This window comes from Exiguobacterium sp. s133 (assembly GCF_018618595.1).
Classification (GTDB): Bacteria; Bacillota; Bacilli; order Exiguobacteriales; family Exiguobacteriaceae; genus Exiguobacterium_A; species Exiguobacterium_A oxidotolerans.
Genome location: NZ_JACSMK010000012.1, coordinates 100021 through 116225 on the forward strand (window position 1 = coordinate 100021; position 16205 = coordinate 116225).

22 protein-coding genes are annotated in these 16205 nt (G+C 37.0%); 13 read left to right on the forward strand and 9 right to left on the reverse strand.

Features of this window, described 5'->3' with window-relative positions:
* Positions 1-121 precede the first annotated feature (121 nt).
* The 5 genes from KNP96_RS14465 to KNP96_RS14485 all read right to left on the reverse strand — a co-directional run bounded on the left by KNP96_RS14465 (position 122) and on the right by KNP96_RS14485 (position 5408).
* Complete coding sequence (locus KNP96_RS14465; RefSeq protein ID WP_214771528.1) at positions 122-1186, reverse strand: ATP-binding protein; 1065 nt, start codon at positions 1184-1186, stop codon at positions 122-124.
* 74 nt (positions 1187-1260) lie between these two features.
* Positions 1261-2268: a hypothetical protein gene (locus KNP96_RS14470; protein ID WP_214771529.1), complete on the reverse strand. Its 1008-nt coding sequence runs from the start codon at positions 2266-2268 to the stop codon at positions 1261-1263.
* Between the two features lie 110 nt (positions 2269-2378).
* A complete protein-coding gene (locus KNP96_RS14475) occupies positions 2379-3005 on the reverse strand; it encodes a hypothetical protein (protein WP_214771531.1) in 627 nt (208 codons plus the stop codon).
* Between the two features lie 116 nt (positions 3006-3121).
* Positions 3122-4195, reverse strand: a complete 1074-nt coding sequence (locus KNP96_RS14480; RefSeq protein WP_214771533.1) for a phage lytic cycle repressor MrpR family protein — start codon at positions 4193-4195, stop codon at positions 3122-3124.
* Entirely contained in the window at positions 4164-5408 is a 1245-nt protein-coding gene (locus KNP96_RS14485; RefSeq protein ID WP_214771536.1) for a DNA sulfur modification protein DndB, read from the reverse strand. Before KNP96_RS14485 ends, KNP96_RS14480 begins: the two co-directional genes overlap by 32 nt.
* Before the next feature lie 386 nt (positions 5409-5794).
* On the opposite strand from KNP96_RS14485, the gene KNP96_RS14490 reads away from it, so the two are divergent.
* The 13 genes from KNP96_RS14490 to KNP96_RS14550 all read left to right on the forward strand — a co-directional run bounded on the left by KNP96_RS14490 (position 5795) and on the right by KNP96_RS14550 (position 12513).
* Positions 5795-6406: a helix-turn-helix transcriptional regulator gene (locus tag KNP96_RS14490; protein WP_214771538.1), complete on the forward strand. Its 612-nt coding sequence runs from the start codon at positions 5795-5797 to the stop codon at positions 6404-6406.
* Between the two features lie 98 nt (positions 6407-6504).
* Positions 6505-6927, forward strand: a complete 423-nt coding sequence (locus KNP96_RS14495) for a hypothetical protein (RefSeq protein ID WP_214771540.1) — start codon at positions 6505-6507, stop codon at positions 6925-6927.
* 158 nt (positions 6928-7085) lie between these two features.
* The gene (locus tag KNP96_RS14500) at positions 7086-7346 is read left to right on the forward strand and encodes a hypothetical protein (RefSeq protein ID WP_214771542.1); all 261 of its coding nucleotides are present in this window, start codon (positions 7086-7088) and stop codon (positions 7344-7346) included.
* Positions 7347-8141: 795 nt separating this feature from the next.
* Positions 8142-8696: a hypothetical protein gene (locus KNP96_RS14505; protein ID WP_214771544.1), complete on the forward strand. Its 555-nt coding sequence runs from the start codon at positions 8142-8144 to the stop codon at positions 8694-8696.
* A gap of 12 nt (positions 8697-8708) precedes the next feature.
* Positions 8709-8861, forward strand: coding sequence for a hypothetical protein (locus KNP96_RS14510; RefSeq protein ID WP_214771546.1), 153 nt, complete (start codon positions 8709-8711; stop codon positions 8859-8861).
* Positions 8862-8908: 47 nt separating this feature from the next.
* Entirely contained in the window at positions 8909-9178 is a 270-nt protein-coding gene (locus KNP96_RS14515; protein ID WP_214771548.1) for a hypothetical protein, read from the forward strand.
* Positions 9179-9228: 50 nt separating this feature from the next.
* Complete coding sequence (locus KNP96_RS14520) at positions 9229-9615, forward strand: hypothetical protein (protein ID WP_214771550.1); 387 nt, start codon at positions 9229-9231, stop codon at positions 9613-9615.
* A 31-nt stretch (positions 9616-9646) separates the two neighbouring features.
* Positions 9647-10210: a hypothetical protein gene (locus KNP96_RS14525; protein WP_214771553.1), complete on the forward strand. Its 564-nt coding sequence runs from the start codon at positions 9647-9649 to the stop codon at positions 10208-10210.
* Between the two features lie 26 nt (positions 10211-10236).
* Positions 10237-10563 carry a hypothetical protein gene (locus KNP96_RS14530; RefSeq protein WP_214771556.1) on the forward strand — a complete coding sequence of 109 codons (327 nt, stop codon included), beginning with the start codon at positions 10237-10239 and terminating at the stop codon, positions 10561-10563.
* 17 nt (positions 10564-10580) lie between these two features.
* Positions 10581-10880 (forward strand): YodL domain-containing protein, encoded by a 300-nt coding sequence (locus KNP96_RS14535; protein WP_214771558.1) that lies wholly within the window; start codon positions 10581-10583, stop codon positions 10878-10880.
* 48 nt (positions 10881-10928) lie between these two features.
* Positions 10929-11324 carry a hypothetical protein gene (locus KNP96_RS14540; protein WP_214771560.1) on the forward strand — a complete coding sequence of 132 codons (396 nt, stop codon included), beginning with the start codon at positions 10929-10931 and terminating at the stop codon, positions 11322-11324.
* A 37-nt stretch (positions 11325-11361) separates the two neighbouring features.
* Positions 11362-11844, forward strand: a complete 483-nt coding sequence (locus tag KNP96_RS14545) for a hypothetical protein (protein WP_214771562.1) — start codon at positions 11362-11364, stop codon at positions 11842-11844.
* A 219-nt stretch (positions 11845-12063) separates the two neighbouring features.
* Positions 12064-12513 (forward strand): hypothetical protein, encoded by a 450-nt coding sequence (locus KNP96_RS14550; RefSeq protein ID WP_214771564.1) that lies wholly within the window; start codon positions 12064-12066, stop codon positions 12511-12513.
* Between the two features lie 1170 nt (positions 12514-13683).
* Here KNP96_RS14550 and KNP96_RS14555 read toward each other — a convergent pair.
* From KNP96_RS14555 to KNP96_RS14570, 4 genes are all read right to left on the reverse strand, one after another.
* Positions 13684-14130 (reverse strand): hypothetical protein, encoded by a 447-nt coding sequence (locus tag KNP96_RS14555; protein WP_214771566.1) that lies wholly within the window; start codon positions 14128-14130, stop codon positions 13684-13686.
* 95 nt (positions 14131-14225) lie between these two features.
* Positions 14226-15002, reverse strand: coding sequence for a BRO family protein (locus KNP96_RS14560; protein ID WP_214771568.1), 777 nt, complete (start codon positions 15000-15002; stop codon positions 14226-14228).
* A gap of 52 nt (positions 15003-15054) precedes the next feature.
* Positions 15055-15300, reverse strand: coding sequence for a hypothetical protein (locus KNP96_RS14565; RefSeq protein WP_214771570.1), 246 nt, complete (start codon positions 15298-15300; stop codon positions 15055-15057).
* Between the two features lie 435 nt (positions 15301-15735).
* Positions 15736-16205, reverse strand: a 470-nt coding sequence (locus KNP96_RS14570; protein ID WP_214771573.1) for a hypothetical protein, incomplete at its 5' end; no start/stop codon positions are given.

Below are 16205 nucleotides of genomic sequence, written 5' to 3' on the forward strand. Positions count from 1 at the left end.
CGACATTATTCGACATTTAATGACATTGTACCCATATATTGTTCTGCTATAAATGGGTACAATGATTCATCTTTTAAGTAATTTCTTTTCTGAGAACTCACGTTCGTATTTCTTGTTCTTATTATAGACTATCAATCTTGTTTTGAATAGCCAAATATTTCTCGACTTCAGAAATATCTGGAAGCTTTGTCGATCCGAACTCTTCTTCCAGGAAAGATTTTAGCTCTTTTTTCCCTGCTGCGTCCAAATCTTTGATAGACGCTTTGATTTCTTTTGGATCGATTGTGTTTGTTTCTTCTGTTTCTTCTGTATGTACTTCTTCTACTGTGTCCGATTCATTTAACTCATCGTCTCCCTGTTCTGTCGGAGGTGGTGATTGAGTTACTACGCTGCCTTTGTATCCTTTATTGGTCTCTGTTACTGCTTCTTTGAAGACATCAAGAAAATTCTTTGCACCCCACTCAACCTTCTCTGGGACACTCTTGAAGCGTGATCCCGCTCGGAACGTTGTATCTGACCGGAAGTACATGTATCGATTCGTTTCGTTCTTGCCATTCACTTTCTCAACTTCGATGTTAATGAAGACGATGAAATCTGACATGTTCTCGATACCTTCAGATAACGTCTTAGACAATGATAATGTAGTAACATCATATGCCTGACCGACTTTAGGCTCCATTTTCTTCTCTTTGTCGTGAGTGATAGCACAAATCCCGTATCCTGCTTTATGAAGCTGTTTAATGACAGGCATGATTTCTTTACGTACCGCAGATGTTCCGCGACCAAAACCAACGTCATCAACGTTCTTGTATTGCTTGCCATCCAACTTAGAGAGTCGTGGTAATACTACTTTTGCTGCCATTTCAGCCATTTCGTCAATTGTGTCAAGAATCAGGAATTGGAATTGAGAATTATCTCGATTGTCCTCTTTGTCTTCGATAAGATCATCTACGAGATCCTTAAAGTCTGACCAGTCTTTGATTGACTCGGCCATTACTCCAGGTAACGCCTTGTAACCATCTTCGAATCCAATCAATAATGATTTTTCTGTTGTTCCATACATTTCAACGCCCAAGTTGTGAGCCAGTGTCGTCTTACCCGACTTCGGAACACCGAAGAGGGTAATGACGTAATCCTTAAGGTCTGCTTGTGGTACGTTAGGTTTGATCTTCTTTAGTCGTGACATCTAATCATCCTATTCTTATTATAATTTATTTTAAACTGTATGTATACTATTTGTTTTAATATGTATTGATAAAATTATGCCCAGTCGTCATCGTCATCGTCATCGAAGTCGAGCGCATCTTCTTCGTTGAATGGGTCAACCTCGAAGTCCTCTTCGTTGTATTTCCCTTTACCTGGTGGAATACCTTTAGAATCGTCGCCGTCTTTCCAGTAGTCCTGATCGAAATGAACGATATCCATCGAACGTTTGTATGTAGTGATTGGCTTACCGTATCCGGCTACTTCCTCTGAACCCCACTCGTCCTCTTCTTCGTCTTCTACCTCTACCTCGATAGCTTCGTTCCGTAACAGGCCTTTGACTTTGATCTCATCGCCCCATTTGAGCGCCTTTTTGAAGGCTTTAGACATTTTCGTTTTGCGTTCAGGAACTTGGAAGTCTGTGTCAACGAACGTTCCGTCCTTCTTTGTTACTACGCGAGCTGTTACATCGTCGTAACTTGAGCCGCCCTCTTCTTTTACTTTGTCGATATCCAAGAAGATAAACGTGCCTTCGAATGAAGAAACTTCTTTAAAGTCTTCTTTGTCGAAGTCGATAGGTTCGTTGAACTTCGTAATACGATTAATCGAGTACGATTTTTGAACGATTGTTTCGTCTTCTTTTTCGTAAGAAGAGTATTCTACTTGACCAGTGATCTGAACTGAATCACCATCGGCAAAGTTTTCCATGATTGCTTCTACTGCGTCGTACTTATGTAAGTTCTCTAATCCGTCTTTTGTCCCTTTGTGGTTAACTCCTACGCCCATCATGTGAGCGTCTTTGACACCTTTCGGCTTGTTGTGACGATCCTCGTAATCTACTTTGAATGACTGACCTTTTTCTTTACTCCAGAAGAACGCATCACCTTTGTAGCCGAACAGTTCGACCGGAACTTCATTTGTTTTACTTGTTTTAATACCAAATCGGATTCGTTGCCACATTCCCTGGTTTTCATCTTCTGCGTATCCTCGATCTCCTAGTCGAGTGATAATTCCTCGAACCTTAAAGTTAATTCGATTCGGTTTAAACTCTGTCTTCTTTGCCATGCTGTGAAGCACATCCTTTTCTTATGTATTTGGTACATTTCCTACTATATCACCCATTAACAGCAAAGTCTAATTTTTTGTATTATTTAATTTAAATGAAAAAGAAACCCTTATTCGGGTCTCTTGATTTTCAATTCTACGGTCATCATTCCACCGGTGTTCTCGATGGCCAGTGCCACTGATTCAAGTAGGTTAGATATCTTCTTCCCACTACCGTCTCCAGTGAGCTCAACAGTCATATCATTGTCTAGCATGTTCATTTCGAGCTTCAATTGATCGATTTCCTCTGTATCATCGATATCTCTTTTTTGTCTAGCTGCCATATCATCTACCCGTTTCTTCTCTAATTCTTCAAGTTTTCTCTTGCTTGCATAAATTAAATTATACGCCCTTTTCACTTCTATGCCAAGACACTCCGCTAAAATACCTGTTTTACCCTCGACCATTTCGTGGTAGTGCATGATGATTCTCGCTCGATCTTCTGAGTGCAGTGCTTTTAACTGGTCATAAGTTAGCATATCTAGACTTTTACCCATTTCAGATAATTCTTTCGTTTCATGATTAGAATCCATCCCGTACTCCTTCTTTCTAATTAAGTCCATCTGAATGTTAAATATGTCCATTGCGCTCTTATGCCAGTGCGCTGCAATCTCACCTATTTCATATGTATTCATGTAGCTAATCAATAAACTCAACTTCTCTTCTTCGCCCAAGGACTGAAATGTAGAGAAAGTCATCATCTAACCTCACACCCGTTCTCGTTATTAACTCTAGTATATTTTAACCTATTTCAATTATTTGGAAAACATTTATTTAGGTATTAAGACTTAAAAAAGAGACCTATTATGGCCTCTTAATAGTATTTAATCATATTATCGATTGAAATTAACTCTTTAGATTTTTGGTCGTGAACATAAATGAATTTCTCGCATACTTTCCGTCTAATGGATAACCAGTTCACTTTGTTATAGATTTCTTCTCTCTCCTCTTTCGTACAAGCCCCAAGGAGTCCTTCTGCGTATTCCAGATCAATGATTCTATATGCTTCATATAGCGCCCCGGATTGATATAAATTACCGAACTTCATATAGTCTCCATCGATACCTTGGAATTCTTCATAATCCATGATTCGTTTAACTCTCAAGTAGAGGCCATGATATGAGATCGAAGCTTCTTCATCGCTTGCGTTTCTTCCAATCTTAGAACGCTTTAAGACATAACCGCTATCAATAAGATCTTGTTCATCGCCTCGTCTATGGGCGACATTTTCATTCACTTCTCGGCCATTATTTAATAAGTAAGTCTCTTGATCTGCTGCATTCTTGCAAAGATAATATAGATTCTCAGTAATTCTAATTGTTCTATTATTTTTTTCTGAACTATTAATATCAATAAAGAATTGTGTTCTTCCATCTAATTGTTTCTCATAAACTTCATTAGGTTTTAAGTTTCTAAGTTCTGATAGTTTATCTCCTCTTAGTCCTTCAAAGAGAAGTCTAAAAATTACTTTATCTTGGTGGTTTACGCAGTTATTAATGATAGCATCAAGCTGATTTAATGTAATAAATGTACGTGCATTTTGAGGAACAAATTTATCAGCATATTCCGGCGAATTTTCAATAAGAATAATATTGGATTTTTTAACACCTAATTCAGCAGCGAACCTCATGTAACGCACTACATAACCGATACCCTTATAACTTGTCTTGTTTGTAAGTGGAGCTAAAGAGAATAAAAAACTTTCGATATTAGAAGTAGTCTGATCGTACAACGGTTCATCAACGACCTTCTCATGTTCGCTCATTTTTTTCATCAGGAACATAGCATAAGTTTTCTGACTTTCGGAGATATTATCTAAATACTTCTCTTTAACCTCAAAATCATACCATTCTGGGTCAGCTACGTAGTTTTCTTTCGATTGTACCAAGTGTTCTCTCCTCCTCTGGATCTAATAGAATATTCTTAATATCTAATTGAATTGTCTCTTCATCTGAGTCTACAAATTCTTTCGCATGTTTCATGATTTCTAACATTGCATTCTCAATAGAGAAAATGGAGTTTTCATAAGGGATATCCGATTCAATATATAAGCCAACTAACTCGTCGAAATAAACTGTCAGTTTAGAAATAAGCCGCATTGCTTCACGTTTTGATTGAATATTGAATACCTTCGCAATCGCGTCTGTTAGTTTCTTGATAGACGTTACTTGTCTACCTGTCTTGATACTCATGCTGCCACGTTGACTGACACGATCCTTGAGCTCTGAGCGAGCCATAAGTTCTGTCACAACGAAATCCTCATGTGTATCCATCTTGAGCTGCTGGACATACTGTTTGGGCATGACGTTCACTGTATTTGTCTGTCCGACGAACTGGCGAGCCTTCCTCGCATCATAATTCTTTACCTGTAACGGGAATACGATGTCTAAGTCAGGATTAAGCTTATAGGCCTCTCTGATTGCGTTAAGGCGGTGGAATCCATCTAGGATATCAATAGAAACTCCCTCGTGTACGATGAGCTCGTTCTTCTTCGTATTATACGTAAGCTCTTCTCCATCTTTCCCCGTTCCTACTAATAGGTTGAGAGTTAATGTATCAGGAATATAAGTCCCTTTAATTAATAGATTAGTAATTTCTTCTACACTTTTCTTATTTACGTTTGCAACTCTTACAATAGAACCGTTATTCATTTTCTTTAGTTTTGCGTCTCTTTGCGTATCAAAGTTATAAACAATAAGGCCACTCTCATACATTTTATATAAAGTTCTAATATGAATTGTCGTAACATACTCTCCATAACCAACTTGAAGAACATTTTCTAGAGCTAAAGGCAATTTCATTTTTGTTTCTTTATCTTCGAAATGCTGCAGAGCAACGTTGATCTCCTGGTCTGTATAATATTCTGTCGGATTAAGTTCACCCTTCGTAAACCCGTCGTCAGTTAGATATTTAGCAATTAAAATACTCTCAACAGAGCTTAATTTTTTATGATTCCCATTATCGTAAGTAATCTCTATAATTTCGCCTTTCGAATATCCGTGTGAAGACATTCGTTTTGACAGTTTATTGATCATCTCTTCGTCTCTTTTATGTGAGAATAAATAAGATGAAACCTTCTCTTCTAATCCTTCTTTTCTCATCACTTAAACACCCCTTTATCGATGTCTCTCTAAATTCAAGATATTCTCTCTATTTTGAAGATCATTTCTATAACATTTCTTCACTTTTTACCTATACATATATTTTATAAGGTCATTTTCCTCTACATTAAGGATAAACTAAAATAGTATGCAGTTACAATGAAATAATGGCTTTTCACATGGTTATTTATGCTAATAATTGCTATATGAATATTTGATGAATCGTGAAAATGGCTTTATATCAACGTCGATTGAACATATATTCCATATAAATCATTGATAATAATTCTCTTTAATTAAACAAAAAATATGTTTACAAACGATAAAAACGTGATATAGTTTAGATATAAATCAAATACTATTTGTTTTAGAAAGGATGAAATAAGATGAAACTAACATTATGCACGTTCAAAAATGACGTCTTTGCTTTCGTAGACGATAGCATGAACGCACGAACTGATTATTTCTTCAAAGAAGATATTGAAGAGTTCTTCGACCTAAAAATTAAAGATCCTGGCGAAGTAGATTGGATTGACTGGAAACGATTCCTTATTGAAACGAAACGAGATGTTCAAATCATCGATGAAGTCAAGCACTGTGTTAATTCCCTGGTTCAACTAGAATTAAACCTTTACGACGGAGATATTTACTTCTCGATGGCCGATGCAGCAAAAATGATTGGCATTAGTCGGCAGTTATTAAAGAAATACGTCAATAATGGAAAGTTCCCTTCCCCGGATGCGACCCAACATGAAACGCGCGAACTATGGTTAAAAAAGAATATTCATTTTTATCAGCGTGGCCTCCATCGTAAAAACCTAGGTGAGATGGTTGCTGCCTACCCTTTACACCACTTCAACAACGTCAAAGGGCTTTTACGCAAGTATCCCTTCACGTATGTTGAAGCCGGTACGAACGATCTATATGTTCTAATGAGTAAAGAAGACAGAGAGCCAGTTAAAGTATACGATTATTGGAAAGAATCAATTTTAAATTAAATAGTATAAAATAATAATAATTATATAAAATCGCTACTTCGCTACCACATCAATATTTCATCTATAATAGACATATCAACTCAAGGAGGCATATTAATTTGAATAAACAAAATGAGATAGAGAGTTTCTATAACTCACTGATTCGAAGCGACAACATCTCGGTGACTGATCGCACGAGAGCTGATAACTTAGTTAAGATGGGTGTATCAAACGGTGTTAACGTTAAATACGACATCATCGGAGACAAATACCAAGAAAGATACGAAGTTTATATCGATAAGAAACAAATTTCCCCACGTTTTGACCGCCTTAGATATGAAAAAGACTCTATTAATTACAGTGTTAAGCTTGATCCTCGTAATGAAGCACTTGCTAGAGCCCTGATTAATCATAAAGATGTTGACGCTACTGACATCGAGACGATCTTAAAAGACGCACTATTCTCTTATGCTTACCGAGAACTTGGGAAAGATCAAATCGACAAAATCTCAGAATCAATAAACGAAGAATATATAGACTAATAGTAAAAGTTATCCACAGATTTAGCGTATATCATACAGATATGCGCTTATTTGTCATGAATTAAAACAAAAAGTATTTACTTATCCACAATCACGTGTTATTATTGGTTTATAGACAGAGAGAACAATCAGTCAATTAGCCACTAGGGGGAAGTAACATGGCACATGCTATCGTAATCGATATTTTTAACGACGTAGAACAGTCAACTAAGTTAGTCAATACAAACGAATACACAGGAGTCGTAAACTACGGAAGCACGATCATTCCTTGCTTACCTCCAGAAGAAATCTACAATATGTACGCTACAGGATACACAGAAATGAATGATAACAAAAAGAAAATCATTTACTTAGACAATAAAAAAACAAATAAAAGACCTCTTCGTTCAAGCGCTAGAGGCTGCTGGAAGACTCGCTAATATGTGGGTCTTTTTTTGTTATACATATTTTGATTGAAACTATACCGTTCCCTTGGTGATTTTTAAAAGTATTATGCAAAAATCTAAAAAAAATATTATTTTTTTGGCCAAGAATAGTGGGTGATATATAAGCGTTTCTGTTATACACATTTTCACTGATCGTATATAGCTCCCTATAATGATATGGCCGTGTTGGTCAAGAAGGCCGGTCTGAAGAAAGAAAAATCTTTGGCCGAGCGGAGCGGCCTACGGCTATATTTTGTGCTATTTATTATTGCCGTTGCTGCTTATCTGTTAAACGATCAATCTTTCATTGATCCTATCTATTGACGTGATCGACACGCAAGACGTACCAGATCGACGCGAGCGCGGTTAAATCATGCCCTCTGTACGTGATCGGCAACTAATTAATAGGATAAGTCCCCGTTTATGTCGTTTAAATCGTCCTAAAAGAGTGTTTTTATCGGAAAGTTTTATAATTCCTTTATATAGAAGAAACACGTCAAAAAAGCATGTTCAAACATTTAAAACAAATAATATTTAATTTGGTGTTTACAAGTGATAAAAGACTATGCTATATTTATTCCAGAAAGAAAAACCGCACAACACCAGCGGTTAAAACACTTTAAAATCTTTAAAACAAATAATACAATAAAGTGTTTACAAATGAAAAATAGGTGGTATAATTAAGTTAAGAAAGCAAGGCAAGCACATTGACAACTTCATAAAAACGTTGATCCCAAACAGTTTCGGGAAGATCAAAACGAACCTACTACACTTAAAGGAGTGTTTAATATGAAAGCAGCACTATTGAAAAATGTTGTCTTATCTGATGAATCGAGGCAGACCATCTTGAATATTAATAAAGAGCTTAAAACCGCAGAAGGTGAATACAAAGAATTTCTTCTAACTTCTTTAGAGCGTGAAACACCAGGATTTGTAATTGTAAAATGCCTTAAAGATGAAAGTGAGAAAGAAATGACTTTCCGAATTAAACGGAACGGTCAAACCTTTTATCATACTTTCTTCTTAAATGAAAGTGACGAATTAGCTTGTGTTGTCTTTAATGAACGGGCTCAAATCTGTAATGATGAAAATCCTCAGTTAGCGTTAGCAGAAGCGTTATGTAAAGAATGTATCGTTAACGGGAAAAATCAAAACTTAGAAGTTACCTTTGGTTGTCCTTTTGTTGTTCCTAATTCAAAGGAATCATGCACGAAACAAACGATTACGGAATTTCAAGCAGAGGAACTGACGTATGAGACTGGCAAAACATACGCGGAAATCGAAAAGGAATACAACATTGTTGACGTATCGGATTACATGAATCACGGTGAAGAATCTTATTAAGGAGGAGTTAACATGATGGAATTTTTAATCACACTGTTTACAGGGATCGGCATCGGATCGCTTTTAACCATGCTGCCTAAAGCCCACAGAAAAGCAGAAAAAAAGTATTGGGACGAACTAGAAAAACCGCGCTATGAAGCGTTAGAAAAATATCGTGTTAACTGATTTAAATTAAAAAGTATAAAAAAATAAACTAAAAGGTGGTTTTTATAATGCAAACATTCGAAAAAGGACAATTAACATTACATGTAGAGCGTACAGGAAACGACATCTACGGTAACCCTCTATACCGCTTATCTCCATCGATGGCAATGGTTTCACAATATCGTAACTTCTTTTTCCAAGATAAGAAGATGCCTTTATATCGTCGCTACTTCTCAAAAAATTATGCGCTCATACAGTCTTACAACATCGGCTGGGACGTCGAAAACATCTTGAACGTTTGGGACGAACGACTTAAAGAAAGCAATCTTGCATACTAATAAAGACTTTATAGGGTCAATCAAAAAATAAGATTAAGGGAGTTTTAACAATGACAAAAGTTAACACGAATACAAAAGAGTTTCGCTTAAAAATGGTAGAGCACGTTCTTTCATTCCAGGTTGACGCAAAAACAAAAGAAGAGAAGCGCGACGCTTTAGCATTGAACGCGAACGCTGCTTACCATTATCAACCGTTCAACGCTTGGAACGCTGGAAAAGTCCTTGCTGAAGCTGGAGAGTTTCTTGTTTATCATCATGAAATCGAAAAATTTATGAAAGACGAATTAGGTTTAACAGATGATAAATATAAAAATGAAGATAAGAATGTAGATCATCGCTGGAACCTTTATATCGGACTTTGCGGTAAAGCGGTTCGGGACGCGGTTGAAAATACTAATAAACTTTTCGATAACGCCAAACTTGAAAGCATGAACTAATTAAAATAAACATTTGATAGGAGAACTTACAATGATAATACAAACGATCACAAAGCCAGATGACACGGCTGTTACGTTAGAAGTAAACGGAAAAGGATTACTGTATTACTCACAGATCACGCCAAACGTTTACGAGTGCATGGTATATCCAGACTACTCTTTCGATGACTATATCCACCAGGAAGCCCACACGCTTAAAAACGTTCTTTTTGATCCCGATGAAGAAGAAAATGAAGACTTAGACAAAATTATTTTTAGTAAAGATTATTACGAAAAGAGCTTTGTTATTAAGTCAAACAACATTGAAGAATCGTTAAAAGAATTGATTCAAGAAGTCTTTCAGAATATACAGGGATCGGCTGGTGATCCTTCTATTAAATTGATTAATAGCGATGTTGTGATTGATGGTTATGACGTCGGTCACGTCGGAATGAACGGCTTTGAACCTTATACAGACATGGCATATGGATCAGTAATTGATTACTATCTTAGCAATACAAAGCAGCTTAAACGCGGTCTAGATGGCTTTGAGATTGCTGGTGATCCATTAGAGTTAGTACGGGCTGCATTAAAGTATGAAGGATTATTAAACTAAAAAATACTACTAAAGGAGTTTTTAAAATGAAAAAAGCAACTCTAAAAAGTTCAATTATGACAACAGAAGGTTTTAAAGAAGTACAGGTAGACGGCTGGTTGCTTGAGTTAAATAAAGATTTAGAAGTTAACGATATAACAAACAAATATTCGTTCGGTATCTATAAAAAAGATGATAAGCGTTATTATGTGATCGAAAACGAAACAGGTAGTTCTATCTCGAATCATGAAACGAGAAAAGGATCAGTTGCAGCCGCAAACAATGTATTAAGTAGGGTTACACTGGAAAAATTCGAAACCGTAGTAGATCGAACTAAAGAAAAATTTGAAAACCTAAAACTAAAACGAAACTAAAAGGAGACTTTTATCACATGAAAATCAAAAAGTTTAAACTGTTTCAATTAAAGAGAAGTTTTTGGAGAAGCAACTCAATGTCTAAAATTTTGAAGCGTGATAAGATTCAAGTAAATTTGAATAATTACGTTGTCGCATATGAAGGAGAAATAGAGCAGGAAGGAAGTAAACCGCCACTAGAAGAACTTTTTTACAAGTTTAATATGGATTATCCTGAAAACTTTGAAGGACGTTCTATGAGTGTATCAGATATCATCTTCATAGATAATAAGTATTACTTTTGTGATTCGATAGGATGGGAAAAATTAGAGTTATAAAACGGCATAAAATGTTGAATTTGCCTACTATAAAGGAGACTGCTAACCATGACTTACAAACGCTATTGCCAACAGATAATAATAGACGGACTAAATAAGATCGATCCAGAAACAACTGTTAACGGTTATGATTTAGGATTACTGATTAAGGATAATATGATTATGCCGCGACGCGTTGACAATCAGACAATGAGCGTTTGGGCTACTGAAATGGACGAATACTATCGCTATGCTATTGAGGAATTTGGAACGGTATGCAATCCATTTAACGACCGTGACGCCTTTTTTAAAGAGTGTACAGGCTATAACGTTTGTTTGATGCTCAGTCTATCTAATACAGTAAGAGATTTAGTAGACGATCCCTTTAAGGTGTCTGATTATAGAGCACAAATAATAGCGGACTTAATGAACGTAAAAGAATTGATCTTACAAGAAGTTTTTTAAGTTAACTAATACAGATAATAAAAGGAGAATGATACAGATGAACGCTATTCAATTAGAAAAGGCAATTACTAAACGTCAAGCATTAGATATTAAACGTCATGAGGTTTACGGCGACGAACGGAAAGAGATCGAAACGGCATTAGAGCGGTTAGAAACGCGCATAATAAAAGCGGTTGATAAGATGTTCCCGGACGTGGCGCGAGTCGTTAATAAGTATGTAGATAATAATAAAGAGGACTTTTACTTTTACGACTCTTTAAAGTTTGTTAAATATGGTGGTAATGGGATCTTAAAGGTTAGACATACAGGTGTTGAATATTTTGTAACTAAAAGCGACCATGAACAGATCGTATTTAATTATTACATGAGTAAAGAGCCGCTAACGAAAGTTAACAAGGATCAACGTAATAGATACTTTAAACTTAAAGATGGCATTGTAGTTAAGCAAGTGCCCGAACTAACAGCGGTTAAACTGTATGCTGCTATGCCCGTGATCGACTTAGACCAGGTGGCGGTATGACCGTTTATAAGGGTAAAGGTTATTAATACAAACGACTAAAGGAGACTACTAACAATGACAACACTAATCAAGACTGATAAGGGTAATAAAGTTAAGGTTTATACGTTTACAGATATAGGATCGTTAACGGCTGCAAAGCATCGGCTACTGTTAGATGGTTACGGTGTCGCGAGTATCAAGCTATTAGATTGTGGGACGTTTGAATTGCAGGTGATATAAATGCCGGACGTTAACGGCTGGTTAAGCGAGTTTGAGTTAGAGTATCTAAGACTATACAAAACGTATCATGACAATGGTTTAACCGATGGACAACTAAAAGAGTTAAGCGAGATTGCTAGGCTACTCTATCCACCTGTTAGCGATAAGCTATATGGTTTAGGGTTTGTTGGTGATGATGTGATGATTAAGGCAGCTTATAACATTGCTATTACAGGTGGTAAACGTGCAGGGTATATCCTGTTAGTTGATCGGGGAATGAGGGTTGAATACATGCGATATGCTGCATTGTCTTTATTAAGATCGGACAATAGACACTTTAAAGAGAGAAGATATATAGGGTATGAAGCGTATAGTTTAGATGGTTTATTAAGACATGGATATGAATATAATCACGGACTAAAAACAAGGAGACTAGGAAATGATAAGTTTAAGTATAGATTGCATGGTTGATGTTAGAGTTAGTAAGGAGATAGGAATTAAGGTTAGATCAATGATTGATATATAGACTCTTAACTACAATGGTTAAGGGTTTTTTGTTTGGTGTGAGGTTTGTTGGTGTGAGATGGATAGGCCGATAAGGTGGTTAGGTGGTCGGTAGGCCGATGGTTAGGGTTTGAGGGTTGATATGATGGAGTGCTGCAATTGAGTTGATCGAATGATATGTACATATTAGGAAATGAGGACGTAACGGAGTTACGGGGTTTAGGGATAAAGGATTGATTAATAGCCTCAATAAGGTTCTTTTTTGGTATTAGTTGAAACAATAATAGTTACAGGTTAGGAATATAGATTGGGGAATCGGTCAGCGCTCGATGACATGTTATAACTATGTGCAAAATCACATATAAAACCCTATAAGGATTGATCCGCAAACCAACAAAATAGACAATAAAAAATCTGTACTAGTTAAAAAAACAAACTGTACCAGTCACAACTATATAGTAGTAGATCAGATTCACTAGCTTCTAAGCAGCCCATTTTCCTATAATAAACAACCAAAATAAATTTGCTATAATATGTATTATGCAAAAAAAGCCCATGGGGTAGGTAAAAATCCAAGCAATCCAGAATATAACGTCTATCGACGTAAGCTACTCCACAACCACACCCCCAAAAAAATAACCCCCTTTTTCATACCCACCTTTCCCACCCATCTACAAAAAACAAAACACAAAAAACCCCTCTTTCCCCTCAAAATTTACCCACCTTTTTAACCCACCTCTATTAACCACCACTATCAACCCTTAAAATGAAATCACCTCTCCCCAAAACCACTATTCCCATCCTATCGGTATTTTTTCTCACTTTTCATTCACTGCAAATAGACCATTTATTCCCATCCTATCGACCTTTTTTACCCTTTTTAAAAATACAATAAAGGTGGACACCTCACAGCACCCACCCCATTTCACCTATATATCCCGATCCCATCGGTATTTTCACTCTATTTTTCTGCAACCTACCACACCACCCCAAAACACCTCGTTTTGACCACTTATTCCCATCCCATGGGGAAACCACTTATTTTTTCTCCTCTTACCCAATAAAAGGATTTCACTTCTCCATCCCAAAAACCTCTATTTTCTCCAAATCTGTATCATTCACAAAAATTCATCTGTATCACTTCACATACTCATTTTCTCTGAAGGCCTGTTTCAGCACATCTTCAATTTCCTCACCCATAACTTCTCTTCTTTTCAATTCCTCTTCAGCGATCACAACTTCAAACTTCTCTTCAAATCCCTGTCTCACTTTTCTCTTTTCTTCTTCCGTCATTTTTCTCCCTAACCAATCCATCTTCACTAGACTATCCATGGCCACCGGGTATCTTTCAGTCAAAGCCCCTGCATACTTCTCATACTTACCTACATCCATTCCGATCACTTCCATACCATCTCTCCATGTAGCAGGGCGAGTGATTGGCTTCTCTGGTCTTTCTTTCAACTCTTCCAAACCTAATGACAACTTCCCGGATTCAATAACCAATGCAATATAAAAACAGACAGCAGATAACATAAACAAGGCCAAGACAACTAAAAAGATTCCACCTAAACTTAAATCACCCATCTCTCCACCTCCAATATCCTATATTCTCCTAATTCCCGCTCACTTCCTTTCTAAAACAAAAAGAAAAGTCCTAGCGTTAGCTAAGACCTCTGATTTCAACCATTCAATTGTAAACGATGATTTGGTACATCGTATCCGTATCGATTGATTAGACCGACCACATAACTGCGTCCTTTTTCAGTCCATCGCATTTGAGTATATCGATAATCTTTGTAGTAGCGCACATAATCTTGTCTCTCTAACTCCTTAAATCGATCTGTAATGCGATAACCAATATCCATTTTCTCTTGAATCCCGGCTTGTACAAGGAATTTGTTAACTTTTTGAGAAGAAATATTCAAAGCTAATGCAATATCACTCACATTATAGCTATTCTTACGATAAGAAAGTGACTTATATTTGTTAATCAATTCATCTTTCGTATCCAGTTCTCTCCGCAAGTTGCGAACCTCAGCGTACTTCTCGTTCAATACATCGTGAGCTTCTAAATATGCGTCCGCAAGAAAATCCACTTTATATTCCATTTCATCATATGTATATCGCTTTTTAGGTGCTTTATATTTCCCTGTCTTTCGAATGGCTGGAAGGACTTCACTCGTAACCCATTTTCGAAAACGTCTAGCCTCGGGCTTTCTGCTATCAAAGATAACGTCATACAATCCATCTTCGTTAATTACTGTTAGAGTCTTTGCTCCGGTCGTTGTTTGGAACACCTCGATACCAACGACCCCTTCTTCTAATCTTTTTTTGACGTCGCTTGCATTTCCAATGTCTAATACTTTACAAACATCCGCGAGCACAAATAATGGACTCTCAGGTGTTCCTGCCATTCGTACTTCGTTTCCTTCAAAAACTCCTACTAGTCGATTCATCTCAATCTCTCCTCGTCATTAATTATGTATTCATTTACGGTCTAAGATATTCTTAGCCCCAACCATCCATCGCACTCCGAGCCATAACCACACTGGCATTCTCTGCAGCCAATCTCTTCTCACGTCTATCAATCTCACTATCAAACATCACATCAAAATCAAATCCGGCCTCTACATAATAATTAGGCAGCCCGTCACCCATCTCACCGCATAACTCACAACTTGGGTCATGACACTGATCACTAACCCATTCGTTATTGTCTAAGTCTGCAAAGCGGTCAAAATCACCAAAGTACACCTTTAACACTCTTATATCACCTCTCGTATGCTCTAATTAGCGTTTAAACGCCTCTCTGTGCCCTTCTGTGGTCAGTGTCTATACTAAGACCTTACCGAGCGTCACAAGCGCTCTAACGAGCGTTTAAATGGTTATTTGTGTATTAGTTAATTTACAATCAATTCTGCGCTCTATTTCATGACTCCGTACAAGGAATTAAACACCTACTAATCTTTCTGAATACCTAGCCTACCCTAAACCCAACACGTCCCAGAATCCCCTATATCTCTTTGCTCTACAGCCAACTACAAAAATAAGGCAGATAGGCGGCGAAACCCATCTGCCTCGCAGACTACTAGAAATCCGTCAAACGCTTGGCTGGCGTATCTCGACGTTTCTCGTATGTATTTGGTATCTCTACCATATTTAAACTATATACTATTTAACTTAAATATGTCAATAATCTTGCTCGGCCATTGCGAACTGAGCATTCACACCATCGATATGCGTAACGAAGAACTGTGCCTCATTCCCTTTGACATACTGAAAGAAGGAAACTTGTTCATCGATCACCAACTCACCGTTGTTGTAAACGACATGCTCACCTTTCTTATCTAGGAAGATGGCTGCCTTGTAGTGCTTGGCCATATCTAACTCTTTACCTTCGCGGAACTCAATGTTCTCATCTGTCAGATTCTCGATCTCACCCGCAGCCATATGTAAGTCTAGCTCCAGTTCCTCGATTTTTTGATTCGACATACTCAACGCTTCAGTCATTGCATTGACAACTTCCGACCATTCCTCATCTCTTTTATCCATCTGTTCTTCAGCGTCGTTTTTATCTCGATTTTTCAACACGTAGACAACGATTAAACCTACTAGTAGTAAAAGTAATACCCAGACTAGGGTAAACAATACAAGCTCTG